This window comes from Pantoea sp. XY16 (assembly GCF_025153065.1).
GTDB lineage: Bacteria > Pseudomonadota > Gammaproteobacteria > Enterobacterales > Enterobacteriaceae > Pantoea > Pantoea alfalfae.
The window spans coordinates 164,194-189,310 of sequence record NZ_JANZNP010000009.1 but is presented as its reverse complement, the minus strand read 5'-3'; the positions used below and the strand labels follow the sequence as shown (position 1 = coordinate 189,310).

Sequence of the window (25,117 nt, the reverse complement as noted above, 5' to 3'; positions counted from 1 at the left end):
CTATGAAAGCAGGCATTATTGGCGCGATGGAGCAGGAAGTCACACTGCTGCGCGACAAAATTGAAAACCGTCAAACGCTGTCGCTGGCGGGTTGTGAAATCTATACCGGCACCCTGCAGGGCGTTGAGGTGGCACTGCTGAAATCGGGCATTGGTAAAACCTCTGCGGCGCTGGGCACCACGCTGCTGCTGCAGCTCTGCAAACCCGATGTGGTGATCAACACCGGTTCGGCGGGCGGTTTATCGCCGTCGCTCAGCGTCGGCGATATCGTGGTGTCAGACGAAGTGCGTTATCACGATGCGGATGTCACCGCATTTGGTTACGAGCCGGGTCAGATGGCGGGTTGTCCGGCCGCATTTGTGGCAGACAGCAAGCTGATTGCTGCGGCGGAAGCCTGCATTAAGCAACTGGACCTGAATGCCGTACGCGGTCTGGTGGTGAGCGGTGATGCCTTTATCAATGGTGCCGAACCGCTGGCACGCATTCGCAACCTGTTCCCGCAGGCGATTGCCGTTGAGATGGAAGCAACCGCTATCGGTCACGTCTGTCATCAGTTCCAGGTACCGTTTGTGGTGGTCCGTGCGATTTCCGACGTGGCCGATAAGGAATCTCACCTCAGCTTTGATGAGTTCTTAAGCGTAGCGGCAAAGCAATCTTCGCTGTTGGTGGAGAACCTGCTGGCGCATCTGGCGCGTGGCTAAAACGCTGCTTTTCTGCTGGCTGCTGCTGTTGAGCGGCAGCCTGCTTGCCTCCCCGCCCCGTGTTATCACCCTCGCTCCCCACCTTACCGAACTCGCCTTTGCTGCCGGGATTACGCCGATTGCGGTCAGTGCATGGTCTGACTATCCGCCGCAGGCGAAACAGATTGAACAGGTTGCCAACTGGCAGGGCATCAAGGCCGAACGCATTCTGCAGCTCAAACCGGATCTGGTCTTAGCCTGGCGAGGCGGTAATCCGCAGCGACAGATTGACCAGTTGCAGCAGCTCGGCGTACCGGTTAAATGGATTGATCCGCAGACGCTGGATGACATGTTCACAGCGCTGGCCGATCTGGGCCGCTGGAGCCCCAGCCCGGAACAGGCAAGCAGAGCTGCCCAGGCGTTACGGCAGCAGGAAGCCGCATTGCGTCAGCGCTATACTCACCTGACTGCGGTTCCGCTCTTTTTGCAGTTTGGACAGCAGCCACTCTTTACCGCCGCCAGAGCCACGCTGCAGAATGAGATAATTACATTATGTGGTGGCAGGAATATTTTTGCCGACAGTCGTGTCAGCTGGCCACAGGTCAGCCGTGAGCAGGTACTGATGCGCCATCCTCAGGCCGTTGTGACGGGTGGCAGTGCGCAGCAGGCGGAAAACATCCGTGTGTTCTGGCGACCGCAGCTGGATGTACCGGTGATTGCCATCAACGAGGACTGGCTTAGCCGGCCAGGCCCGCGACTGCTGCTGGCCGCGCAGCAACTCTGCGCGGCTCTGCATCCCGATGAATAAATCGGCGAATTAATTAAAGTCACTGCGATTTTTGCCGTTGATCAATACCAGAGACGAACGCGCCACGTATGCTCGCCGTCCTTTTAGCGCCCCGGCGCTTTTTTAAAACACCAGGAACCTTATATGACCAGAGCACTGCTGCTGGCCATAGGGCTGTCGATCGCCGGTTCTGCCTTTGCAGGATCGATAAATGGCTCTATTGGCGCCAGACTTGTCATCTATTCACGCTGTGAAATCAACACGGCTAACGGTCAGCCCGCGCCACAGATCAACTGCGGCAGACAGGCAAGCGCGCAGCCACGCGTAACCCATAGTCAGATTCAGTCGCAGGGAAGTGTGAAACAGAGTAACCGGCTGGTCACAATCGAGTGGTAAACGAGGCCGTCGCGATGACGGCCTTCATCATCAGATACTAAAGGAAGAGCCACAGCCACAGGTGGTTTTGGCATTTGGATTGGTCACGATAAAGCGTGAGCCTTCCAGACCTTCGGTGTAATCCACCGAACCGCCCACCAGATATTGCAGGCTCATCGGGTCAACCACCAGCGAGACGCCCTGCTTTTCGATCGTCATGTCGCCATCATTCAGTTGATCATCAAAGGTGAAGCCGTACTGGAAACCACTGCAACCGCCACCGGTGATATAGACGCGAAGTTTCAGCGCCGGGTTCTCTTCGTCGGCAATCAGGTTCTTCACCTTGGTGGCTGCGGCGTCGGTAAACTGCAACGGCAGTGCTACTACTTCATCACTCATGTTTTACTCCGGTAAACGCCCAGGTCAGAAAACGACCTTAATAACGCTATTATCAGCCAGCACCTCAGCGCAATCAAGCTCTGCCCTTCGCACTCTGTGCCGCTTTCACCTCTGTTAAGGGCGCCGCGGGTGAATCCGCCTTTCGTCTGCTGCCCCTCTTCCGTAGAATGGTGCAATATTTTTATGAACCGCTGGAGCCGAAAATGAGTAAGTCCGAACAACTGTTTGCCGAGGCACAACGCCTGATCCCGGGCGGGGTAAACTCGCCAGTACGCGCATTTACCGGCGTGGGCGGCGTTCCGCTGTTTATTGAACATGCTGATGGCGCGTATCTCTATGACGCCGATGGAAAAGTCTATATCGACTATGTTGGCTCATGGGGTCCGATGGTGCTGGGTCATAACAACGCGGCGATCCGTAATGCCGTGATCGAAGCGGCCCAGCGCGGCCTGAGCTTTGGCGCACCGACCGAAATGGAAGTGACCATGGCGCAACTGGTGTGTGAGCTGGTGACGTCTATGGAGATGGTGCGGATGGTCAACTCCGGCACCGAAGCAACCATGAGCGCGATTCGTCTGGCGCGTGGCTTTACGGGCCGCGATAAAATTATCAAGTTTGAAGGCTGCTATCACGGTCACGCCGATCATCTGCTGGTGAAAGCGGGTTCCGGTGCCTTAACGCTGGGTCAGCCAAACTCGCCGGGCGTACCGGCTGATTTCGCTAAACACACCCTGACCTGCACCTTTAACGACCTCGACTCGGTGCGCAGCGCCTTTGAGCAATATCCTGACGCCATCGCGGCCATCATCGTTGAGCCGGTCGCCGGCAACATGAACTGCATTCCGCCGCAGCCGGCGTTCCTGCCAGGCCTGCGTGCGCTCTGCGATGAGTTCGGCGCACTGCTGATTATTGATGAAGTGATGACCGGTTTCCGCGTGGCGCTGGGCGGCGCGCAGGCTCACTACAATGTGCGTCCTGACCTGACCTGTCTCGGAAAGATTATCGGTGGCGGGATGCCGGTTGGCGCATTTGGTGGCCGTCGCGACGTGATGGCTGCGCTGGCCCCGACCGGTCCGGTTTATCAGGCGGGTACGCTTTCCGGTAACCCCATTGCCATGGCCGCCGGTTTTGCCTGCCTGACACAGATCGCGCAGCCTGGCACGCACGACAAACTGGATGCCCTGACCCGCCAGCTGGCTGAGGGTCTGCGCGAAGCAGCCCAACAGCAAAATATCCCGCTGGTGATTAATCATGTGGGCGGGATGTTCGGCCTGTTCTTCACCGAGGCTGATAGCGTGACCTGTTATGCCGATGTGACCCGCTGCGATGTAGAGCGCTTTAAAACCTTCTTCCATCTGATGCTGGAGGAAGGTGTTTACTTTGCGCCATCAGCTTATGAGGCAGGCTTTATGTCGCTGGCGCACAGCGAAGAGGATATTCAGCGCACTGTCGACGCCGCGCGTCGTTGTTTCGCGAAGCTGTAATTGCGGCAGCGTTAGAGGCAAAGACCGGCAGCAGCACCCGGTCCAGGATCTCACAGCAACATAAAACTCAACGCGCAGGGAACACGGGCAGAGGAGGAAAGCGTCCCGCGCCTGGGACAAAAACGCCAGGCGTTTTTGAACAACGCAACGCGTTGGCCGGTTTACGGGCGCACCTCAGGGATGAGGTGCGTAATCGCGCGGGCCGAGCGTGTCAGGGACTGGCCTTAGCGTCTTTCCGATCTGACCGTGTTCCCTTCGCAGGCTCAGTCTCACAGCCAATCGGGCCAGACTTTGTTAGTAATCTCAGACCGGTTTGCGCTGGTCTTTTTTTAACCTGAACGCCGCAGCAGCCAGATAAAGTAAGGCGCACCTAAAAAGGTCGCCATCAGCCCGGCTGGGATTTGATCCGGGAATGCCAGCATTCGCCCGCACCAGTCAGCCAGTATCATCAATCCCCCGCCCAGCAATCCCGACAGCAGCAGTTGCGGCAAGGCCCGCCGGAACCCCAGCATCCGCGCCATATGCGGTGCCATCAGTCCGACAAAACTCAGCGGACCGATAGTCAGCGTCGCGCTGGCGGTCAGCGCGGCGGCCAGCAGCAGCAGACTCAGCCGCGCGGGCGTCAACGCCATGCCCGCCGAGCGTGCAGTCGCACTTCCCAGCGGCAGCAGCGTCAGCCAGCGACTGGCCAGCGGGGCCAGTGAGACCAGCACCAGCGCACAGAGGGCACTCAGAATCGCCTGACTGCCGCTGATGTTATAGGTCGAGCCGGAGATCCAGCTCAGCAGCCCGCCCATACGCGGATCGCCGCTGGCCAGCAGCAGCATCAGCAGGGTGACAAAGGCGCTGTTAAGCGCCATACCCGCCAGCAGCATCCGCGCCGGCGAGAAGCCGCCACGGCTGGCTACCGTTATAATCACCAGCAGCGTCAGTGCGGCACCCACAGCACCGGCGGGCAGCAGCCAGGCCATCGCATCGCCTGGCACAAAGAACATCATGACCACTATGCCGCAGGCAGCTCCGGAACTGATGCCCAGCACTTCCGGGCTGGCCATGGGATTGCCGGTCAGCCGCTGAATCAGACTCCCCGCCACGCCCAGCATCAGACCGGTTACCAGCGCCGCCAGCACGCGCGGCGCGCGCCACGGCAGCAGTGATTGCAGCATCTCGCCCGCTGACCAGATCCAACCCTGCGCATCACGTCCAAACGCGAGAGCTCCCCACCCCAGCAGCGCCAGAACAGCGAGACCGATCAGCGCCCAGCGCAGCAGGTTCTGTCGTTCGGCGGGCACATGGTCACCCTGATTCAGCGCGGGCGGCACCGAACCGGTGCGCAGTCGCGGCAGCAGCCACAGCAGAATCGGTACGCCAAGCAGGGCCGTGGCTGTGCCGGTCGGAATATCGCGCCAGTGCGTGCTGAGCCATAAGACGCAACTGTCCGCCAGCCACAGCAGCAGCGCGCCGGTAAACGGTGCCAGCAGCATCCTGCTGAGGAGTCGTCGTCCACCCAGCAGCTTTGCCAGCAGCGGCGCAAACAGCCCGATAAAGCCGATGATACCGGCGATATTCACCAGCTGTGCGCTGAGCAGAATCGCCAGTCCAAGGCCACCAATACGCGCCACAGAGAGCGCCAGACCCAGGTTTTTCGCGACACCATCATCCAGCCCCATCAGCGTCAGCGGACGCAGCAGCGCCAGTGTCAGCACAAACGCCAGCAGCAGACGCGGCCAGAGTTGCTGTACGTTTTCCCAGCTCATCTGATTCAGCGCGCCGGTGCTCCACAGAAACATGTTCTGCAGCTGATCGTGATTGAAGATAGCGAAGATTTGATTCACCGCGCCGCTGTACAGGCTCAGCACCAGCCCGGCCAGAATCAGCGTCACCGGCGACAGACGTTTGCCCCAGGCCACACCAAACACCAGCGCGCCCACCAGCAGCGCACCGCTAAGCGCGGCAAACTGCTGGGTCATGGCCCCGCCGGGCAGATGCCACAGCGTTGCCACGGTAATCCCCAGCTGCGCGCCGGAAGAGACACCCAGCGTGGTCGGCTCCGCCAGTGGGTTGCGCAGGATCTGCTGAAACAGCAGACCGGCAAGACCCAGTCCGGCACCCACCAGCAGCGCCAGCGCCGTGCGCGGCAGCAGGCTGTAGTGAAACACCATCTGCGGCAGACTATCGACGGCTGGTGACCAGAATGCCTGCCACCATTCAGCCTGTGGCAGTGCCTGGTGCAGATTAACCAGCGTCAGGCTGAGTGAGAGCAGAAACAGCAGGCTGAGGAGGCCTGCGGGAAACAGAGCATGGCGCATCAGTGCGTCTCCAGCGCGCGTTCCAGCACGCGAACAAAGTGCAGCGCCGAGAGCGTTGCACCGTAATACCAGACCGCCGGGACGCGCTGAAAGCGTCCAGTGCGGAGAAACGGCATGGCCTGCCACAGCGGACTGCGCATCAGCTGCTGCATCTCCACGTCATTGTCATGATCGAAACAGATAACATCTACCTCCCCGGCCTGCGCCAGCTGTTCGATGCCGATCACTGCGCTGCCCCAGAAGTTGGTTTCGCCCTGCCAGCCATTTTTCAGGCCCAGCAGCGTCATCACTTCCAGGAACAGGCTGTTTTTACCGAAGGTAATGGCGTGACGACTGTCGAGCAGCGACATCAGCAGAAGCGTGCGTCCGGCATAGGGTGCCAGCCGCTCACGCGCCGCTGCCAGCCGATCATCGACCTCGCGCAGATGCTGCTCCGCGCGCTCACTTAATCCCAGGCGCGCCGCCAGCTGACGCAGCGATGCGCGCGCGGCGGTGAAGGGTTTTCCGTCGCCGCTGTGAAGATCAAAGCCCATGATGGGCGCGATGCGCGTCAGTTTCTCTTTGGGCGGGCCGTAGCCGTTGGAGCAGAGGATCAGCGACGGCTGCATTTGCGCCATCAGCTCAAGATTGGGTTCGGTGCGCAGGCCGACGTCGATCACGTCCGCAGGCAGCTTCGGCTCACCTACCCAGATGTTGTAGTTGTGCAGATCGGCCACGCCCCAGGGCGTAACGCCCAACGCAATCAGCAGTTCGGTGGGTAACCACTCCAGTGCAATAATCCGACCCGGATCCGGCGTGGCAGCACGCAGAGGAAGCGCACAGAACAGTGGCGAGGCCGCCAGCGCCAGCAACAGTCGGCGGCGATAAAGATCGGGCATCATCCTTTCCTTAACAGACAAAACTGACCGGCGCGCCGCCCTGCGGGTGCGGTAAAATGCCCATTGGAATGCCATAAATTGCACCCAGTACCTCAGGCTGCATAATTGCTCCGGCGTCACCTCCGGCAATCATCGCACCCTGACGCAGCGCCACCAGATGATCGCAGTAGCGTGCCGCCATGTTGATATCGTGCAGCACCGCAATCACGGTCAGGCCGCGCTGCTGGCTCAGGTCTTTTATCAGCGCCAGCACCTCCACCTGATGGGCAATATCCAGCGCCGAGGTCGGTTCATCCAGCAGCAGACAGCGGCTGTTCTGCGCCACCATCATCGCCAGCCAGGCGCGCTGACGCTCACCGCCTGACAGACTGTCCACCAGCCGACCGGCAAAGGGCTTTAGCCCGACCTGCGCAATCGCATCCTCTACCCTATCGCGATCCTCCTGAACAAAGCGCCCCAGCGCCCCGTGCCAGGGATAGCGGCCAATCGCTACCAGCTCACGCACCGTCATCCCTTCGGCGGCCGGTAACTGCTGCGGCAGATAGGCCACCTCGCGGGCAAAGGCTTTACTGTTCCAGCGCCCGACGGGCTGCTGATTCAGCAAAACCTCTCCACTGCTGGCCGCATGATGGCGACCCAGCATTTTCAACAGCGTCGATTTGCCCGAGCCATTGTGGCCAATCAGCGCGGTCATTTTACCCGGTGGAAAAGTCAGCGACAGGGGCTGGAGGAGAGTGCGGCCGGGCACTTCGAAACTGGCATTCTCCAGCCTGAAGGTTGCCTCTTCTGCGTGCGGATGCGGCATGGTTATCCCTGTGAACGGGCGCCTAAGCGCCCGGTTAAATCAGAATCTGAAGGTCGCGGTGCCGACAATCTGGCGTTCCGCACCCCAGTAGCAGGCGTATTCACGGTAGCAGCTGGCGACATACTCGCGGTTGAACAGATTGTTAACGTTAACACCCACTGTCGAGCCTGGCAGACCGAAACGACCCAGATCATACTTCAGCGCCGCATCCACCGTGGTGTAACCGGCTACCTTAAAGTTCTGGTTCGAGAGTCCAGCAGAGGTATTAGTTGGGGTTTCAGCATACAGCCCCTGGCTTTCACCCACGTAACGGATCCCAGCGCCGATCGTCACCCCTGACAAAGCTGTCTCGTGGAAGGTGTAGTCGCTCCACAGTGAGGCCATATGTTTCGGCACCTGCACCGGCGTTTTGCCTTTAAGCGACGTGTCTTCAGTATATTCCGCATCGGTGTAGGTGTAGGAGGCCGTCAGGTTAACGTTGGCATTGAGCGCCGCTTTAGCTTCCAGCTCTACGCCCCGTGACCGGATTTCACCGCTCTGAACGCTGAAAAAAGCTCTGTCTGGATCGGGATCGGCAGTCAGATTTTTGGTTTTGGTCAGCTGGTAAAGCGCTGCGGTGAGCACCACCGGACGATCTTTCGGTACATATTTCACGCCCGCTTCATACTGCTTAGCGCGTGACGGATCAAATGCCTGACCCTCATAGGTTGAACCCGCATTCGGAATAAAGGCTTCACTGTAGCTGAAGTAAGGCGCGATTCCGTTATCAAACACATAGTTCAGACCCCCACGCCAGGTAAAGGCCTGATCGTTCTGGCGATCAACGCTATTCGCCACCCGATCGTAAACCGAGGTCATGGCGTAGTCGTAGCGGCCACCCAGTGTCAGCACCCAGCGGTTCCATTCCATCTGATCCTGTGCATAGAGGCCGGTCTGACGCTGCTTATTCAGATGCTGATAAGGATCGGCAAATGGCGTTACGCCGTTATCGCCATATTGCGGATTAACTGCATTCAGGCTGGAAGCAGTGCCAAACTGTGCGTCGATATCATTGCGGGTACGCTGGAAGTCCACGCCCAACAGCAGCGTATGATCAACCTGGCCGGTGGCGAATTTCGCCTGCGCCTGGGTATCGACCGCCAACTGGTTGAGCGTCTCTTCTGAAACTGCCGAACCGCGCGTGATTTGCTGAGTCTCCGGCAGGAAACCATTGCCATAAATACTGCGGTAATCGGTGCGCAGGTCGGCGTAACGCAGGTTCTGGCGCAGCGTCCAGGTGTCGTTAAGGCTGTGCTCGGCGTTATAGCCCACCATTTTGGTAGTGCGTGAAATCTTATTGCTCTGCTCGCCTTCGTCGAAGTCGGTCGGCAGTTTGTACTGGCTGCCATCGGCACGGGTGATCGGCACCACAGTGCCCTGACGCGGCAGCCAGCCGTAATAACCAGTTTCTGGCTCGTTCTGGAAATAGGTCAGCAGATCAATGCGGGTGCGATCGTCGGGACGCCAGCTGAATGACGGAGCGATAGTGTAGCGCTTCTCTTTGTTCATCGACTGCTGCGCATCCTGACTGCGCGCCTGACCGGTCAGGCGATAGCTGTAGACGCCGTTATCATCCAGCGCGCCGCCAAAATCAAAGCCGGTCGAAAAAAGGTTGTCGTTGCCCATCTGGAACTGTACTTCGCGCAGCGTTTCCTGGGTTGGACGCTTGCTCACCAGCGAGACCACACCGCCCGGATTGCTTTTGCCATAGAGCACCGACACCGGACCACGCAGCAGTTCGGCGCGCTCCAGGAAATAGGGGTCGATGGCAAACTCAGAGTAATTATCTCCCTGCAGCTTCAGGCCATCCAGATACTGATTGGTATTGGTTTCGCTGAAGCCGCGAATGGATAACGCATCAATCACATCTGAGCTGCCACGGTTACCGGTCAGCACGCCAGGCGTATAGTTAAACGCCCCTTTCACGCTGGTCACGTTGCGCATCTCCATCTCTTCGCGGGTAACCACGGAAACAGACTGCGGATTTTTTTCAATCGGTGTGTCAGTTTTGGTGCCCGTGGCGCTGCGCTTCGCCGCCACGGTCGGTGCCGGCCCCCAGGCGCTTTCCGCCTCGACGCCGCTGCCGCCATCCGCCGAGACCACCATGGTCTCCGTCTGCGCAGCATAAAGCGAGGAGCTCAGGCTCAGTGAAATCATGACGCCCAGAAGCGGCCGGGAAAATGTTTTTTTGGTGTTGTCTGCAAAAGTCGTTCGCGCATTCATAAAAAGGTGTCTCTTAAAATAGGCTCAGGCGAGCGAATCGAAACGATAATGATTATTATAACGGATTAGATAATATGCGAACTTCAGCGACGACTGCAAGCAGAAATCCCAGCAGTGACGCCGTTTGCAGAGCCGTTTACCCGTATTGATCAAAAACAAAAAAAGGGCGCCGAAGCGCCCTTTTTAACCTGTCTGACTGATTTATTTGCCAAACATATCTTTTATCCAACCTGCTACGCCGTCGCTGTCTTTCTGCTCCTGCTCCTGCGGTTGCTGGGCCGGTTGCTGTTGCGGCTGTTGCTGCTGTTGCTGGTCAAACAGCTGTTGCTGCTGCTGAACCTGCTGCTGCTGTTGCTGACACAGCGCATTCGGATCCAGCGCCCACACCGGCAGAGAACGCCAGGTGCTGCTGCCCGTGCCACAGACGAAGTTACCGGCCGAATCCACATTCATCAGTGATACATCTTCCGGCGGCGTCAGCTGCAGCGGCATGGGTGCCTGATTGTCGAGGTAGCGACGATAGAGCTGCATCGCACCGCTGGCACCGTAGAGTTTGGTCGGCTGGTTGTTATCACGTCCTACCCAGGTGATCGCCACTTCTTTGCCATCAATACCGGCAAACCAGCTGTCCACCAGATCGTTGGTAGTACCGGTTTTGCCCGCCAGATGCGCATTCGGGAAACGCGCGCCCAGCGCACGGGCGGTACCGTGGTCAGCGACCTGTTGCATGGTGTAGAGCGTCAGATAAGCGGCCTGCGCCGGTTCCACACGCTGCGCCTGCGGATAGCTCTGATAGAGCACGCTGCCATCTTCTGCAATCACCGAACGCACCGCTGACAGCGACGCGCGATTGCCGCCGCTGGCGATCGACTGGAACGCCTGTGCCACTTCAACCGGCGTCAGGTTTAAAGCACCCAGCAGCATCGCCGGAACCGGATGCAGCTGCTCTTTCGGCACGCCCAGCTTGTTCCAGGTATCGACTACCGCATCCAGCCCCAGCGTCATACCGAGGTTAACCGTCGGCACGTTCATGGAGTTGGTCAGCGCGTCCACCAGCATCACTTTGCCGCTGAAGCGACGGTCGTCGTTCATCGGTTTCCAGATGGTGCCATTTGGCTGCTTCAGCGCAATCGGCTCATCGGCGATCCAGCTGTTCAGGCGATAGCTGTTTGGCTGGCTCAGCGCGGTGAGGTAGGTCGCCGGTTTCGCCAGGGAACCAATAGAGCGACGCGCCTGCAACGCACGGTTATAACCGGCATACTGCGGATCGGCACCGCCGACCATAGCACGGACTTCGCCGCTGAAGCGGTCAACCACCACCATTGCGGTTTCCAGATCCTTCAGACCACGCTGTTTTTTCAGCGTCGGAATGCCGTCAACCACCGCTTTTTCGGCCGCATCCTGCGAGACCGGATCCAGCGTGGTAAAGATCTTCACGCCGGAGAGATCTTTAATCTTGTCGCCCAGTTTCGCCTGAAGCTCGTTACGCACCATCTGCATAAAGGCAGGCTGTGGCGTGATCACACCGCCCTTTGGCTGCACGCCCAATGGACGCGCCGACAGCATGTCGTACAGCTCCTGGTCGATCACTTTCTGCTGCTGCAACAGGCGCAGCACCAGGTTGCGGCGTTCCAGCGCCAGTTTCGGGTTACGCCACGGGTTATAGAGCGACGCCCCTTTCACCATGCCAACCAGCATCGCCTGCTGATCCAGACTCAGCTCATCAACCGGACGGCCAAAGTAGTAGAGGCTCGCCAGCGGGAAGCCGCGAATCTGATCGCTGCCCGCCTGACCGAGATAGACCTCATTCAGGTAGAGCTCCAGGATGCGATCTTTGCTGTAGCGCGCATCCATGATCACCGCCATATAGGCTTCACGCGCTTTACGCCACAGCGAACGCTCATTGGTCAGGAACAGGTTCTTAACCAGCTGCTGCGTCAGCGTACTGCCACCCTGCACCGCTTTCCCGGCCGTGATGTTCGCCAGGAAGGCGCGACCAATGGAGTACGGACTGATGCCATCATGCTCATAGAAATGGCGATCTTCAGTGGCGATCAGCGTATCGACCAGCAAATCAGGGAAACCGGTGCGCGGCACGAAGAGTCGCTGTTCACCATTGGGTGACTGCAGCATGGTGATCAGACGCGGATCGAGGCGGAAAAAGCCAAAATCACGGCCGGTTTCGAGGTTTTTAATCTCGCTCAGCTCATCTTTGGTAAAGCTCATGCGCGCGTGGATTTGCCCCTCTTTACTGTCGGGGAAATCAAACGGGCGACGCAGCAGATCAATGGTGTTGCCCTTCACCGAAAACTCGCCAGGGCGGGTGATACGGGAGACTTCGCGATACTGAGTCCCTTCCAGCAGCGCCACCATTTCACTTTTGTTGTAGGCCATGCCCGGTTCCAGGCTGACCATGCGGCCATAGACGGTGGCAGGCAGTTGCCACACCTTACCGTCAATCCGGCTGCGAATTTCCGAGTCGAGGTAGATGCCCCATGCGACCATTACCACCACAAACACCAGGAACAGTTTAATTAACCATCCCAGCCAACGGCGTTTGCCGCGCGGCGGTTTTCCACCTTTACCTTTACGTGGCACCGGCGCTTCCTCCTCGTCATCATTAAAATCGTCCTGATCGATATCCTGTTCGATATCCCTGCGTCGTCCCCGGCCCGCACTGCTGCGCGGCGGCAACGGTTTACCTTTGCGCCCTATTGGTTCGCGATCGTTCCCAGACATTACTTTTCTTCTCCAGGCAGTGCTTACGGCAGCGCCGCTACTCTAACTGCTTTCTCGCGTGCCGCATGGCAGAACCCTCTGAATTCGATCCAGCGGACTCAACCCTGCGGGGACATTTTTTTGGTTCGCCTTGTTGGCAAGGCGGTGGCCGGATCCTCTGGCCAGAGGTGTTTCGGATAGCGTCCCTTCATCTCTTTCCTGACCTCCGGCCAGGCACCGCGCCAGAACGCCGCCAGATCGCGGGTGATCTGCAACGGACGCTGGGCGGGCGATAACAGCTCGAGCACCAGCGGGATGCGTCCTTCCGCCACGGTGGGATTCTGCGCTTCGCCAAACATCTCCTGAATCCTGACTGCCAGCGCGGGCGGCTTATCCGCATCGTAGCGGATTGGCAGCCGGCTTCCGGTCGGCACAGTGTAATGAGTTGGCAGCACAGTATCCAGCCGCTGACGTTGTGACCATGTGAGTAAATGTAAGAGCGCCGTGGTCAGGTTCACCGCCTGCAGGCTGCGCAGATCGCGCACTGCTGACATCTGCGGCAACAGCCACTGCGGCAGGCTCTCAAGCAGGCTTTCGTCATCCATGGCGGGCCAGCTCTCTTCCGGCAGCCACTGCGCAGCACACTGAATGCGCAGGCGCAACTGCCCGGCATCCGGCGTCCAGCCCAATACCGACAGACCTTTTTCGGCGATCCAGCGCAGCATAGCCGCGTGAAGCACGTCCGGCTCCGGGCGCGCCATCGGCTGGGTCTTCAGGATCAGGGCGCCAATCTGCTCACGTCTGAACGCACGCAGCGTGCCCTTCTCTTCATCCCACTCCACTTCGGTCCGACGCTCAATCAGCGCTGGCTGATGCTGGCATAGCGTTTCAATATCGACCGGCAGTGCCAGCAACATCCGGGCATCCGGCGTCGCACTGCCCTGCAACAGGGCGGGTGTAATCAGCCATTCGTTGCGCGTCAGGCCATCCTGCTCATCGAGTCTGGCCCCCAGCCCGTTAGCCAGCTGATAGCGACCGCTCTGGTCGCGACGCCGCGCCAGCCGATCGCCAAACCCTACCGCCAGCAGGCCAGCGAAGCGATCTTCATCGACCCGTCCGCCCCGAATTTTAAGCCGCTGCTGCCACTGCTGCGCCCGCCGCTGCCATTGGGCCTGTGGCCGATGCAGCGCATCACGCAGATTGGCACTGCCGCTGCGCGGAGGATCTTCCAGAATCGCCACCAGCAGTGCGGCGCTGGCGACCGCATCCGGCTCATCGCCTGCGGCACAGAGCATAGCAGCAAGCCGCGGATCGCAACCCAGCTTTGCCATACGCCGTCCCAGCGTGTTAAGCAGGCCGTTGCTGTCCAGTGCACCCAGACGGGTCAGCTGTTGTTGCGCTGCCATCAGATTTCTGGCGGGCGGCTGATCCAGCCACTGCAGCTGTTGCGGCCCGGTACAGCCCCACTGCAACAGGTCCAGCCACAGCGACGAAAGGTCACTGTTAACCATTTCCGGTTCGCTCTGCGCCGCCGCACGAGACGCCTGCTCCTGCGGCAGAAGATGCAGACAGATCCCCGGCATCAGTCGCCCGGCGCGACCTGCGCGCTGGATCATTGATGCCTGGCTGATGCGCTGCGTCTGCAGACGCGTTACGCCGCTGCGGGCGTCAAACAGGGCGCTGCGTTCCAGCGCACTGTCGACTACCAGACGAATCCCTTCAATGGTCAGGCTGGTCTCGGCGATATTGGTGGCGAGCACCACTTTGCGACGTCCGGCGGCGGCGGGCAGGATCGCCCGTCGCTGCGCCGCCAGCGGCAGTGCGCCATAGAGCGGTGTCAGATCCACATCGTCACTAATGCGTGATTCCAGCTCGCGTTTCACGCGTTCAATTTCCGCCACGCCCGGCAGAAACAGCAGCAGGGAGCCGTCTTCGTCGCGCAGCAGCTGGGCGACTTCACGCGCGACCGCCTCTTCAAAGCGTACGTTCTGATTCAGCGACGCGTAACGCCGTTCAACCGGATAGCTGCGCCCTTCTGAAATAATCAGTGGCGCATCCGGCAGCAGCGCCGCCAGCCGGGCATTATCCAGCGTGGCCGACATCAGCATGATTTTAAGATCGTCGCGCAGCCCCTGCTGCACATCGAGCAGCAGCGCCAGCGCCAGGTCGGCCTGCAGGCTGCGCTCGTGAAATTCATCGAGAATCACCAGCGACACGCCCTCCAGCATCGGATCGTGCTGAAGCATGCGCGTGAGCATCCCTTCGGTGACCACTTCCAGCCGGGTTTCTGGCCCGACGCAGCTTTCGCCACGCATCCGGAATCCCACTGTGGCTCCCGGCTGTTCGCCGAGCTGTTCTGCCAGCCGCTGCGCCACATTACGTGCCGCCAGCCGGCGTGGCTCCAGCATAATGATGCGTCCCGGCAACGCCGCCTGCTGCAACAACTGCAGCGGCAGCCAGGTCGATTTGCCCGCGCCGGTAGGGGCGGCCAGCAGGATTTGAGAGGCGTCACGCAGCGCCGCCAGGATGTCAGGCAGCACCGCGCTGACCGGTAAATCGCTCACAGCAAACTCCGCTTCTGCCTGTGCTAAGATGGCGCGCATTGTAGCACGTGATATTTGCCGGAGAGCGCCATGGCGACACAACGCTTATTTTTTGCCATCAGCCTGCCTGACGAAATGCAGCAACAGCTGGTGCGCTGGCGGGCGGACACCTTTCCTGCAGAGGTCGGCCAGCCAATGGTCGCAGCAAACCTGCACCTGACGCTGGCGTTTCTGGGTGAGGTCGCACCGGAAACCTCACAACGCCTGCAGACGCTGGCCTCCCGTATCGTCCAGCCCGGTTTCGATCTCGACCTGGATGATGCCGGGCACTGGCCGCGCCCCGGCGTGGTCTGGCTCGGCTGCCAGCGCGCGCCACGCGATCTGTTACAGCTCGCCAGCCTGCTGCGGGCCCAGGCCGCCCGGCATGGCTGTTATCAAAGCCCACAGCCGTTTCATCCGCACATCACGCTGTTACGCCAGGCCACCCAGCCGGTTGCATTACCGCCACGCGGTTTTCACTGGCGTTTTCGCGTCTCCACCTTTTCACTGTTCGCCTCTGACTATGCCAGAGGTCGTACCCGCTATCGCGCTCTGGCCAGCTGGCCGTTAACGTCTCAGGATCCGCATGCACTTCTCTCCGCCCCTTAAATCCGCCCGCCTGATCGCCCGTTACAAACGTTTCCTGGCCGATGTCGAGACGCCTGAGGGCGAGGTGCTGACGATTCATTGCGCCAACACCGGTGCCATGACCGGCTGCGCCACGCCGGGCGATCGGGTCTGGTATTCCACGTCCGACAGCCTGACGCGCAAATATCCCCACAGCTGGGAGCTGACCGAAACGCAACAGGGCCACTGGATCTGCGTGAATACCCTGCGCGCGAATCAGCTGGTGGCTGAAGCGCTGGACCAGGATCGGTTGCCATTGCTGGCTGGTTATTCGCATCGACAGGCGGAAGTAAAATATGGCAGTGAAAAAAGCAGAATTGATTTCCTGCTCAAAGCAGAGGCACGGCGCAACTGCTATATTGAGGTGAAATCCGTAACCCTTTTACATGAAGGTAAAGGCTATTTTCCGGATGCGGTGACGATTCGAGGACAGAAACACCTGCGCGAGCTGGCGACAGTGGCGGCAGAGGGTCATCGGGCCGTTTTGTTGTTTGCCGTTTTGCACTCGGGGATTGAGGACGTTTCCCCGGCACGCCACATTGATGCGGCGTATGCAGAACAACTGGCTCAGGCGCAACGGGAAGGTGTAGAGGTTTTAGCGTATCAGGCAGACTTATCGGCGGAGGGAATGTTTCTTAAATCGCCGATCAACGTAACCTTGTAATATCTTTTGCAATTTTATGTGGTAAGAATGTTCTGAGCTAAGGGCTGATTACGCTGTTCCTCACAGGCTTGTCAAGGTGTGTTCATGAAGAATTGCCAACCCTGACTGCTTCTGTTATTTATAGCGGCCTGTTTTTTTCCCCAATGGGGGATCGATGTACCCCGCAGACGTCAGATGCAGGCCGGCAGCAACGCCCCTGCGGGACGTCAGTCAGAGGGTATAGTGCGTGTTATCCAGGAGAAGCAACATGCAAGAAGGTCAAAACCGTAAAACATCGTCCCTGAGTATTCTCGCTATCGCTGGCGTTGAGCCTTATCAGGTTAAGCCTGGCGAAGAGTATATGAACGACGCGCAGCTGACCCATTTTCGCAAGATTCTGGAAGCCTGGCGTAATCAATTGCGGGACGAAGTCGATCGTACCGTATCGCATATGCAGGATGAAGCTGCTAACTTCCCGGACCCGGTTGACCGTGCCGCGCAGGAAGAGGAGTTCAGCCTGGAGCTGCGTAACCGCGATCGCGAACGTAAACTGATTAAAAAGATCGAGAAGACGCTGAAGAAAGTTGAAGATGACGACTTCGGCTATTGCGATTCCTGTGGCGTTGAGATTGGTATCCGCCGTCTCGAAGCACGTCCTACTGCCGATCTCTGCATCGACTGTAAGACGTTAGCAGAAATTCGTGAGAAACAAATGGCCGGCTGATGCCGCGTCCATCCTGTTACCGCGCAGTGGAACAATGACTTTTTTGTCCACTGCGTGGTCACTTCTGAATCCTATGTCATCCTCCTGCATTGGTCGCTTCGCCCCTTCTCCCTCTGGTGAACTTCATTTTGGCTCGCTGATTGCTGCCCTGGGCAGTTACCTGAGCGCGCGCGCGCAAAACGGCATCTGGCGGGTGAGAATTGAAGATATCGATCCGCCGCGGGAAGTGCCGGGTGCCGCCAGCCGCATCCTGCATCAGCTGGAACACTATGGTTTGACGTGGGATGGCGAAGTGCTGTGGCAGTCGCAACGTCATGAGGCCTACCGTGACGCGCTCGCCTGGCTGCAGCAGCATCGTCAGAGCTATTTCTGCACCTGTCCCCGACGTCGCATTCAGGAGATTGGCGGTTTCTATGATGGTTACTGCCGTGAACGGCAACGCGGACCAGAGAATGCCGCGCTGCGTTTACGCCAGCATGCGCCGGTCTTTGCGTTTGAAGACCGATTACGCGGGTGCGTAGAGGCGGACAGACGTCTGGCACAGGAAGACTTTATTATTCACCGTCGTGATGGTTTGTTTGCCTACAACCTGGCGGTGGTCGTCGACGATCATTTTCAGGGCATTACCGAAGTGGTGCGCGGCGCAGATTTGATTGAGCCGACGGTACGGCAGATTGCACTTTATCAGCAGTTTGGCTGGCCGGTGCCGGCCTGGCTGCACCTGCCTCTGGCGCTTAATCACGATGGCAATAAGTTATCGAAGCAGAATCATGCTCCTTCCCTGCCTGATGGCGATGCCAGACCCCTGCTGGTAGCGGCATTACGCTTCCTCGGGCAGCCTGTTTCAGGTGGCTGGCAGGACTTAACGCAGGACAAACTGCTGTCTGATGCGGTAGCACAGTGGAATATCGCTTTGATGCCGCAACAGAACGCCCTGAAACCGGATGCATAGACAACAGCATTCTCAAACGGTTCTCAACAGGCTATGATTAGCCGCTGATTTTACCTACACCCTAATTGCCACTGTCGAGGTGTCCCATTTTTACCCGAGTAGCTAATTTTTGCCGAAAAGTCCTGAAGCGTGATGAAGAGGAAGCCCCTGCAGAGGTTGAACCAGAACGTCTGATGGCCATTATCCCTCGTGAAAGCCACAACATCTCACGTAAAGACATCAGCGAAAATGCCCTCAAAGTGCTCTATCGCCTGAATAAAGCCGGTTATGAAGCCTATCTGGTAGGCGGTGGCGTGCGCGATTTGCTACTGGGGCAAAAACCTAAAGATTTCGATGTGACCACCAACGCCACGCCTGAGCAGATGCGTAAGCTGTTCCGCAACTGTCGCCTGGTGGGTCGGCGTTTCCGTCTGGCTCACGTGATGTTTGGCCCGGAAGTGATCGAAGTCGCTACCTTCCGTGGCCATCATCAGGTTGAAGAGATCGCAGAAGATCGTAACAGTTCGCAGCGCGCCCAGAGCGGTATGCTGCTGCGCGATAATATCTTCGGCTCTATTGAAGATGATGCCCAGCGCCGCGATCTCACCATCAACAGCCTCTACTACAGCGTGGCTGATTTCAGCGTACGTGACTACGTTGGTGGCATCAGCGATCTCGAACAGGGCATCATTCGCCTGATTGGCGATCCGGAAACCCGCTACCGCGAAGATCCGGTTCGCATGCTGCGCGTCGCACGCTTTGCCGCCAAGCTCAATATGAGCATTGCGCCGGAAACCGCCGAGCCGATTCCACGTCTGGCCTCGCTGCTGCGTGATATTCCGCCCGCGCGTCTGTTTGAAGAGTCGCTGAAGCTATTGCAGGCAGGTTATGGCTACAGTACTTATCTCAAGCTGTGTGAATATCAGCTGTTCCAGCCGCTCTTCCCGACGCTGGCGCGCAACTTCACGGAAAACAGTGACAGCCACATGGAGCGGATGCTGGCACAGGTGCTGAAAAACACCGACAACCGCATTTATAATGATATGCGCGTGAATCCGGCGTTCCTGTTTGCTGCGATGTTCTGGTATCCGCAGCTTGAAGCGGCCGAACGCATTGCGCAGGAGAGTGGCCTGACCTACTTCGAAGCCTTTGCGATGGCGATGAACGATACGCTGGACGAAGCCTGCCGTGCGCTGGCAATTCCAAAACGTATTACCTCGCTGATCCGCGATATCTGGCTGCTGCAGTTGCGCATGTCACGCCGTCACGGTAAACGCGCCTGGAAGCTGATGGAGCATCCGAAATTCCGCGCTGCTTACGATCTGCTGGCGTTGCGTGCAGAAGTGGAAAATAACCCGGAACTGCTGCGTCTGAGCCAGTGGTGGGGGGAATTCCAGGTGGCTGCACCGCCACATCAGAAAAACATGCTGAATAATCTGGGTGACGATCCGGTGCCGCGCAATAAATCACGCCGTCCGCGCCGCCGCTCTTCCGCACCACGTCGTGACAATCAAAACGTGTCATGACACGAGTTTACCTCGCATTAGGCAGTAATCTGGCCGACCCGCTGCATCAGGTTGATGCAGCGCTGACGGCACTGGATGCGTTGCCGCAGACGCAACGCATCGCGACCTCGCCGTTCTACCGTACACCGCCTTATGGCCCGCCCGACCAGCCCGATTTTCTCAATGCCGCCGTGGCGCTGGAAACCCATCTCAGCGCAGAAACCCTGCTTGACCATACCCAGCAGATTGAGCGGGATCATGGGCGGGTGCGTAAGGCGGAACGCTGGGGTCCGCGCACGCTGGATATCGATCTGATGCTGTTTGGCGACGCAGAAATCAACACTGAGCGGCTGATTGTGCCGCACTACGACCTGCTGAATCGCGCCTTTATGCTGGTGCCACTGCTGGCGATTGCGCCCGATGCCCGCCTGCCCGATGGCCGCGCACTCAGCTCCGTTCTGGCCACCCTGGACAGTCGCAGCATCACGCTGTGGCATGGCTGATCAGACAAACGTACATCTCTGATTCCGCTCTTTCACGCTATCCAGTAAACTGCGCCCATCAGAATTCCTGAGTTGAGAGCGCCATGAAACCCACCACGATTTCACATCTGCGTCAGGCGAAAGCCAGCGGTAAAAAATTCGCGACGCTGACCGCCTACGATTTCAGTTTTGCCCGCCTGTTTGCCGATGAAGGCATTCAGGTGCTGCTGGTTGGTGATTCCTTAGGGATGACGGTACAGGGGCACGACTCCACCCTGCCGGTCACGGTCAGCGATATCGCCTATCATACCGCTGCCGTGCGCCGTGGTGCGCCACAGGCCCTGCTGCTCGCCGATCTGCCCTTTATGAGTTATGCCACGCCACAGCAGACCTTTGAGAGTGCCGCACAGCTGATGCGTGCCGGTGCCAATATGGTGAAACTGGAAGGCGGCAGCTGGCTGGCTGAGACCGTACAGATGCTGACCGAACGCGCCGTGCCGGTGTGCGGTCATCTTGGCCTGACCCCGCAATCGGTCAATATCTTTGGCGGCTATAAAGTGCAGGGCCGTGATGAAGCCGGTGCCGATCAGCTGCTGGCCGATGCGCTGGCGCTGGAAGCGGCAGGCGCACAGCTGATGGTGCTGGAGTGCGTCCCGGTGTCGCTGGCCCAGCGGATCACCGAGGCGCTCACTATCCCGGTGATCGGCATCGGTGCCGGTAACGTCACCGATGGTCAGATTCTGGTGATGCATGACGCGCTGGGCGTGACCGGCGGGCACATTCCCAAATTTGCCAAAAATTTCCTGGCGGAGACCGGCGATGTTCGCGCGGCGATTCGCCACTATATCGCCGAAGTCGAGGCCGGAACCTATCCGGCGGCAGAGCACAGTTTCCAGTAATTCAGGAGAGTCACCGTGTTGATTATTGAAACGCTGCTGATGCTGCGCAAGGAAGTCCGTCGCTGGCGTCAGCAGGGTAAACGCATTGCGCTGGTGCCGACCATGGGCAACCTGCATGAAGGCCATCTGACGCTGGTGGATGAAGCCCGGTCGCGCGGGGACATCGTCATTGTCTCGATATTCGTCAATCCGATGCAGTTCGATCGCGCCGATGATTTAGCCCGCTACCCGCGCACCCTGCAGGAAGATTGTGAAAAGCTGAACCGTCACCAGGTTGACGTGGTTTTTGCCCCGTCACCGGCTGAAGTCTATCCGCAGGGCGCGCAGAATCAGACCTTTGTTGAGGTGCCGGTGCTCTCTTCCCTGCTGGAAGGCGCGACGCGTCCAGGCCATTTTCGCGGCGTGGCGACCATCGTCAGCAAACTGTTTAATCTGGTGCAGCCCGATATTGCCTGTTTCGGTGAAAAGGATTTTCAGCAGCTGGCTATCATTCGTAAGATGGTAGCTGATATGGGCTTCGACATTGAGATTGTTGGCGTGCCAACAGTGCGGGCCAAAGATGGCCTGGCGCTGAGTTCGCGCAACGGCTACCTGACAGACGATGAGCGTAAGCTGGCACCGGTGCTGAGCCAGGTGATGCATCAGATGGCTCAGCAACTTGAGAACGGCGAGCGTCACATTGAAGAGATTATTGAGGCAGCCAGCGAGACACTGCTGGCACAGGGATTGCGTCCTGATGGCCTGGCAATCTGTGATGCGGACACGTTGCAGCCGCTGACGGTGGACAGCCAGCGTGCGGTGGTGCTGATGGCCGCCTGGCTGGGTAAAGCCCGACTGATTGATAATCAAACTGTTGACCTGACGCTGTAAGTACGCCCGCTGCAGGTTATTTTATTTCTCTGATAAGGTTTCTGGCTATGATTCGCACAGTTCTGCAAGGCAAATTGCACCGCGTAAAAGTGACGCAGGCGGACCTCAATTACGAAGGCTCCTGCGCTATCGATCAGGATTTCCTGGATGCTTCCGGCATTCTGCAATATGAAGCGATCGATATTTATAACGTCACTAACGGTCAGCGCTTCTCTACCTACGCTATCGCGGCTGAGCGTGGCTCGAAAATTATTTCGGTCAACGGTGCTGCTGCCCGCTGCGCCTGCGAAGGCGATATTTTAATTATCTGCTCGTATGTGCAGGTTGAGGATGCCGTCGCGCGTCAATGGCAGCCTAAGGTCGCCTATTTTGAAGGTGACAACCAGATGAAGCGTCTGGCGAAAGCATTGCCGGTACAAATCGCCTGAGTAATCGATCAGCTGACAAAAAAGGGCCGCCATTAAAATGGGCGGCCCTTTTTATTTCTGCTTCTGCAATTAAACCGCTTTGGTTGTCATCGGCTTCGATGACTTTTTCACCGCAGGCAGGTTTCAGGATGATTTCGAGGCCAGGGAGAACCGTCGTTCGGGTTGTTTTTCACTCACCAAAAAAAAGCCACGCCCTTATCGCAGCGTGGCCCGTACTATTCAACGTATTGTCAGGTGCGCAGTCCGCGTCCGCGCTGAATCAGCGCATAGACCAGCCAGTAGAATACCAGAATAAAGGCCACCAGTACCGAGAGCGTAAACACCAGTGGCACATCATTAATGCCCAGGAAGCCATAACGGAATCCGCTAATCATATAAACGATTGGATTCAGTTTAGAGATAGCCTGCCAGATTGGCGGCAGCAGACTCAGCGAATAGAATACGCCGCCCAGATAGGTCAGTGGCGTCAGCACAAAGGTCGGGATCAGGCTGATGTCGTCAAAGGTGCGCGCAAAGACGGCGTTGAGCAAACCGGCCAGTGAAAACAGAATCGCGGTCAGCAGCAGCGTAATCGCCACCATCGACCAGGAGTGCACGTGGAACGGCACAAAGAACAGCGAAATAGCCGTCACCAGAATGCCGACGCAGACGCCACGCGCCACACCGCCGCCCACATAGCCGGCAATGATAATGTGGGTCGGCACGGGTGCAACGAGCAGTTCTTCAATGTTGCGCTGGAACTTGGCACTGAAGAAGGACGATGCCACATTGGCGTAGGCATTGGTGATCACCGCCATCATGATCAATCCCGGCACAATAAACTGCATATAGCTGAAGCCGTGCATCTCACCAATGCGCGACCCGATCAGGTTGCCAAAGATGATGAAATAGAGCGTCATGGTGATGACCGGCGGCACCAGCGTCTGGATCCAGATACGGGCGAAACGGTTAACTTCTTTGGCCCAGATGCTTTTCAGCGCCACCCAGTACAAATGTGTCATGCTTTTGCTCCTGTTTTTCCCTGCGTCGTCAGGCCAACGAACAGCTCTTCAAGACGGTTGGCTTTATTGCGCATACTCAGCACCTGCACACCCTGCGCACTTAACTGACTGAACACGCTGTTAAGGCCCTGCTCACGCAGCACTTCCACTTCCAGCGTTGAAGTATCGGTCAGCCGGTACTGGAACCCCTCCAGCCTGGGCAGCGGACTGCGCGGCGCCAGATCCAGGATAAAGGTTTCTGATTTGAGCTTGGACAGCAGTTCTTTCATCGAGGTGTTTTCCACCAGCTCACCGCTCTGGATGATGCCGATGTTGCGGCACAGCATCTCGGCTTCTTCCAGATAGTGGGTAGTGAGAATGATGGTAGTGCCTTTGGCATTGAGATCTTTCAGGAACACCCACATTGAGCGACGCAGTTCGATATCCACGCCAGCCGTTGGCTCATCCAGAATCAACAGTTTTGGCTCGTGCATCAGTGCACGGGCGATCATCAGGCGGCGTTTCATCCCGCCGGAGAGCATGCGCGCACGCTCAGTGCGTTTGCTCCACAGGTCGAGCTGCTTCAGATACTTTTCCGCACGCTCATTGGCTTCACGACGCTCAACGCCGTAGTAACCCGCCTGATTCACGACGATCTGCATCACCGTCTCAAACGGGTTGAAGTTAAACTCCTGCGGCACCAGCCCGAGCTGGCGCTTGGCATTCACCACATCTTTTTCCAGATCGTAGCCAAACACCCGCACGCTGCCTTCGGATTTGTTTACCAGCGAACTGATAATCCCGATGGTGGTCGATTTACCGGCACCGTTTGGCCCCAGCAACGCATAAAAGTCACCCGCTTCAACGTTAAGATCAATGCCCTTCAGCGCCTGCACGCCGCCGGGATAGGTCTTAGTCAGCCGGGAAAGTTCCAGTGCATAAGTCATTCTGCATCCATACCCTGTTTTGATGGCATTGCAATGCCGTTTAAATTTATCAGGCCCTGGCATATAGTACGCGCGCGCACTTTGCGCAGTAACCGGTCGCTCAACGCCATGACAGACATCAATACCCTGATCAGAAACAACCGCGAATGGTCAAAACTGCTGGTTGAAGAAGATCCCAGTTTTTTTGAGCGGCTCGCCCAGGCACAAAAACCGCGATTCCTGTGGATTGGCTGTTCTGACAGCCGTGTCCCTGCCGAACGTCTGACCGGACTGGAACCAGGCGAACTCTTTGTTCACCGCAACGTCGCCAATCTGGTAATCCACACCGATCTGAACTGTCTGTCCGTGGTGCAGTACGCTATCGAAGTGCTGGAAGTGGAACACGTTATCGTATGCGGCCACTACGGCTGCGGCGGCGTGCAGGCGGCGATGGATAACCCGGAGCTGGGATTAATCGACAACTGGCTGCTGCACATCCGCGACCTCTGGTACAAGCATAGCGTGTTGCTGGGGGAACTCCCGCCGGATAAGCGTTTGGACAAACTGTGCGAAATCAACGTTATTGAACAGGTCTATAACCTGGGGCACTCGACCGTTCTGCAATCTGCCTGGAAACGTGGCAAGGATGTCTCCCTGCACGGCTGGGTTTACGGCATTCAGGATGGCTGCCTGCGTAACCTGGATGTCACGGCAAACAGCCGGGAGATCCTTGAACAGCGCTATCGTCACGGCATTGCTAATCTGCAGATGAACGGCCAGGCCTGAGCCGATCGCGGCGTAAAGCGCGACATAGCCTACACCA

At 58.2% G+C, this 25,117-nt stretch carries 23 protein-coding genes; 14 read left to right on the top strand and 9 right to left on the bottom strand.

Going from position 1 to position 25,117, the window contains the following annotated elements; all coding sequences use genetic code 11:
* The first annotated feature begins 2 nt into the window (after positions 1 to 2).
* From mtnN to N1689_RS14175, 3 genes are all read left to right on the top strand, one after another.
* Positions 3 to 701, top strand: a complete 699-nt coding sequence (gene mtnN / locus N1689_RS14185; RefSeq protein WP_161735476.1) for a 5'-methylthioadenosine/S-adenosylhomocysteine nucleosidase — start codon at positions 3 to 5, stop codon at positions 699 to 701.
* Positions 694 to 1,488 (top strand): vitamin B12 ABC transporter substrate-binding protein BtuF, encoded by a 795-nt coding sequence (gene btuF / locus N1689_RS14180; RefSeq protein WP_260059228.1) that lies wholly within the window; start codon positions 694 to 696, stop codon positions 1,486 to 1,488. The genes mtnN and btuF overlap by 8 nt, the downstream gene beginning before the upstream one ends.
* A gap of 123 nt (positions 1,489 to 1,611) precedes the next feature.
* Positions 1,612 to 1,863, top strand: coding sequence for a hypothetical protein (locus N1689_RS14175; RefSeq protein WP_161735472.1), 252 nt, complete (start codon positions 1,612 to 1,614; stop codon positions 1,861 to 1,863).
* 30 nt (positions 1,864 to 1,893) lie between these two features.
* Here N1689_RS14175 and erpA read toward each other — a convergent pair whose 3' ends face one another.
* Positions 1,894 to 2,241: an iron-sulfur cluster insertion protein ErpA gene (gene erpA / locus N1689_RS14170; RefSeq protein ID WP_008925625.1), complete on the bottom strand. Its 348-nt coding sequence runs from the start codon at positions 2,239 to 2,241 to the stop codon at positions 1,894 to 1,896.
* A gap of 203 nt (positions 2,242 to 2,444) precedes the next feature.
* Between erpA and hemL the strand changes: the two genes are divergently transcribed.
* The gene (hemL, locus tag N1689_RS14165) at positions 2,445 to 3,725 is read left to right on the top strand and encodes a glutamate-1-semialdehyde 2,1-aminomutase (protein ID WP_161735470.1); all 1,281 of its coding nucleotides are present in this window, start codon (positions 2,445 to 2,447) and stop codon (positions 3,723 to 3,725) included.
* Between the two features lie 329 nt (positions 3,726 to 4,054).
* On the opposite strand, the gene fhuB is transcribed toward hemL, so the two are convergent.
* From fhuB to hrpB, 6 genes are all read right to left on the bottom strand, one after another.
* On the bottom strand, positions 4,055 to 6,034 hold the full coding sequence (gene fhuB / locus N1689_RS14160; RefSeq protein ID WP_260059227.1) for a Fe(3+)-hydroxamate ABC transporter permease FhuB: 1,980 nt from the start codon (positions 6,032 to 6,034) through the stop codon (positions 4,055 to 4,057).
* A complete protein-coding gene (fhuD, locus tag N1689_RS14155) occupies positions 6,034 to 6,912 on the bottom strand; it encodes a Fe(3+)-hydroxamate ABC transporter substrate-binding protein FhuD (RefSeq protein WP_260059244.1) in 879 nt (292 codons plus the stop codon). The genes fhuB and fhuD overlap by 1 nt, the downstream gene beginning before the upstream one ends.
* A 10-nt stretch (positions 6,913 to 6,922) precedes the next feature.
* A complete protein-coding gene (fhuC, locus tag N1689_RS14150) occupies positions 6,923 to 7,717 on the bottom strand; it encodes a Fe3+-hydroxamate ABC transporter ATP-binding protein FhuC (protein ID WP_161731523.1) in 795 nt (264 codons plus the stop codon).
* Between the two features lie 39 nt (positions 7,718 to 7,756).
* Positions 7,757 to 9,979 carry a ferrichrome porin FhuA gene (fhuA, locus tag N1689_RS14145; RefSeq protein WP_260059226.1) on the bottom strand — a complete coding sequence of 741 codons (2,223 nt, stop codon included), beginning with the start codon at positions 9,977 to 9,979 and terminating at the stop codon, positions 7,757 to 7,759.
* 201 nt (positions 9,980 to 10,180) lie between these two features.
* Positions 10,181 to 12,718 (bottom strand): bifunctional glycosyl transferase/transpeptidase, encoded by a 2,538-nt coding sequence (mrcB, locus tag N1689_RS14140; protein WP_253421118.1) that lies wholly within the window; start codon positions 12,716 to 12,718, stop codon positions 10,181 to 10,183.
* Between the two features lie 98 nt (positions 12,719 to 12,816).
* Positions 12,817 to 15,300: an ATP-dependent helicase HrpB gene (gene hrpB, locus N1689_RS14135; protein ID WP_260059225.1), complete on the bottom strand. Its 2,484-nt coding sequence runs from the start codon at positions 15,298 to 15,300 to the stop codon at positions 12,817 to 12,819.
* A 30-nt stretch (positions 15,301 to 15,330) separates the two neighbouring features.
* Here hrpB and thpR point away from each other — a divergent pair, with 30 nt between their 5' ends.
* The 9 genes from thpR to panD all read left to right on the top strand — a co-directional run bounded on the left by thpR (position 15,331) and on the right by panD (position 22,388).
* A complete protein-coding gene (thpR, locus tag N1689_RS14130; protein ID WP_260059224.1) occupies positions 15,331 to 15,888 on the top strand; it encodes an RNA 2',3'-cyclic phosphodiesterase in 558 nt (185 codons plus the stop codon).
* A complete protein-coding gene (gene sfsA / locus N1689_RS14125; protein WP_222924527.1) occupies positions 15,866 to 16,570 on the top strand; it encodes a DNA/RNA nuclease SfsA in 705 nt (234 codons plus the stop codon). The genes thpR and sfsA overlap by 23 nt, the downstream gene beginning before the upstream one ends.
* Positions 16,571 to 16,817: 247 nt before the next feature.
* Entirely contained in the window at positions 16,818 to 17,273 is a 456-nt protein-coding gene (gene dksA / locus N1689_RS14120) for an RNA polymerase-binding protein DksA (protein ID WP_008925615.1), read from the top strand.
* 73 nt (positions 17,274 to 17,346) lie between these two features.
* On the top strand, positions 17,347 to 18,225 hold the full coding sequence (gene gluQRS / locus N1689_RS14115; RefSeq protein ID WP_161731535.1) for a tRNA glutamyl-Q(34) synthetase GluQRS: 879 nt from the start codon (positions 17,347 to 17,349) through the stop codon (positions 18,223 to 18,225).
* Positions 18,226 to 18,311: 86 nt separating this feature from the next.
* Positions 18,312 to 19,730, top strand: coding sequence for a polynucleotide adenylyltransferase PcnB (pcnB, locus tag N1689_RS14110; RefSeq protein WP_260059242.1), 1,419 nt, complete (start codon positions 18,312 to 18,314; stop codon positions 19,728 to 19,730).
* Positions 19,727 to 20,212, top strand: a complete 486-nt coding sequence (gene folK / locus N1689_RS14105) for a 2-amino-4-hydroxy-6-hydroxymethyldihydropteridine diphosphokinase (RefSeq protein WP_260059223.1) — start codon at positions 19,727 to 19,729, stop codon at positions 20,210 to 20,212. Before pcnB ends, folK begins: the two co-directional genes overlap by 4 nt.
* A gap of 83 nt (positions 20,213 to 20,295) precedes the next feature.
* Entirely contained in the window at positions 20,296 to 21,090 is a 795-nt protein-coding gene (gene panB, locus N1689_RS14100; RefSeq protein WP_161731541.1) for a 3-methyl-2-oxobutanoate hydroxymethyltransferase, read from the top strand.
* Positions 21,091 to 21,105: 15 nt separating this feature from the next.
* On the top strand, positions 21,106 to 21,960 hold the full coding sequence (gene panC / locus N1689_RS14095) for a pantoate--beta-alanine ligase (protein WP_253421106.1): 855 nt from the start codon (positions 21,106 to 21,108) through the stop codon (positions 21,958 to 21,960).
* A 47-nt stretch (positions 21,961 to 22,007) separates the two neighbouring features.
* Positions 22,008 to 22,388: an aspartate 1-decarboxylase gene (panD, locus tag N1689_RS14090; protein ID WP_013356815.1), complete on the top strand. Its 381-nt coding sequence runs from the start codon at positions 22,008 to 22,010 to the stop codon at positions 22,386 to 22,388.
* 230 nt (positions 22,389 to 22,618) lie between these two features.
* On the opposite strand, the gene N1689_RS14085 is transcribed toward panD, so the two are convergent.
* Positions 22,619 to 23,389, bottom strand: coding sequence for an ABC transporter permease (locus N1689_RS14085; protein WP_161731545.1), 771 nt, complete (start codon positions 23,387 to 23,389; stop codon positions 22,619 to 22,621).
* Positions 23,386 to 24,315 (bottom strand): ABC transporter ATP-binding protein, encoded by a 930-nt coding sequence (locus N1689_RS14080; RefSeq protein ID WP_161731547.1) that lies wholly within the window; start codon positions 24,313 to 24,315, stop codon positions 23,386 to 23,388. The genes N1689_RS14085 and N1689_RS14080 overlap by 4 nt, the downstream gene beginning before the upstream one ends.
* Before the next feature lie 108 nt (positions 24,316 to 24,423).
* On the opposite strand from N1689_RS14080, the gene can reads away from it, so the two are divergent.
* Positions 24,424 to 25,080: a carbonate dehydratase gene (gene can / locus N1689_RS14075; protein WP_260059222.1), complete on the top strand. Its 657-nt coding sequence runs from the start codon at positions 24,424 to 24,426 to the stop codon at positions 25,078 to 25,080.
* Positions 25,081 to 25,117 lie beyond the last annotated feature (37 nt).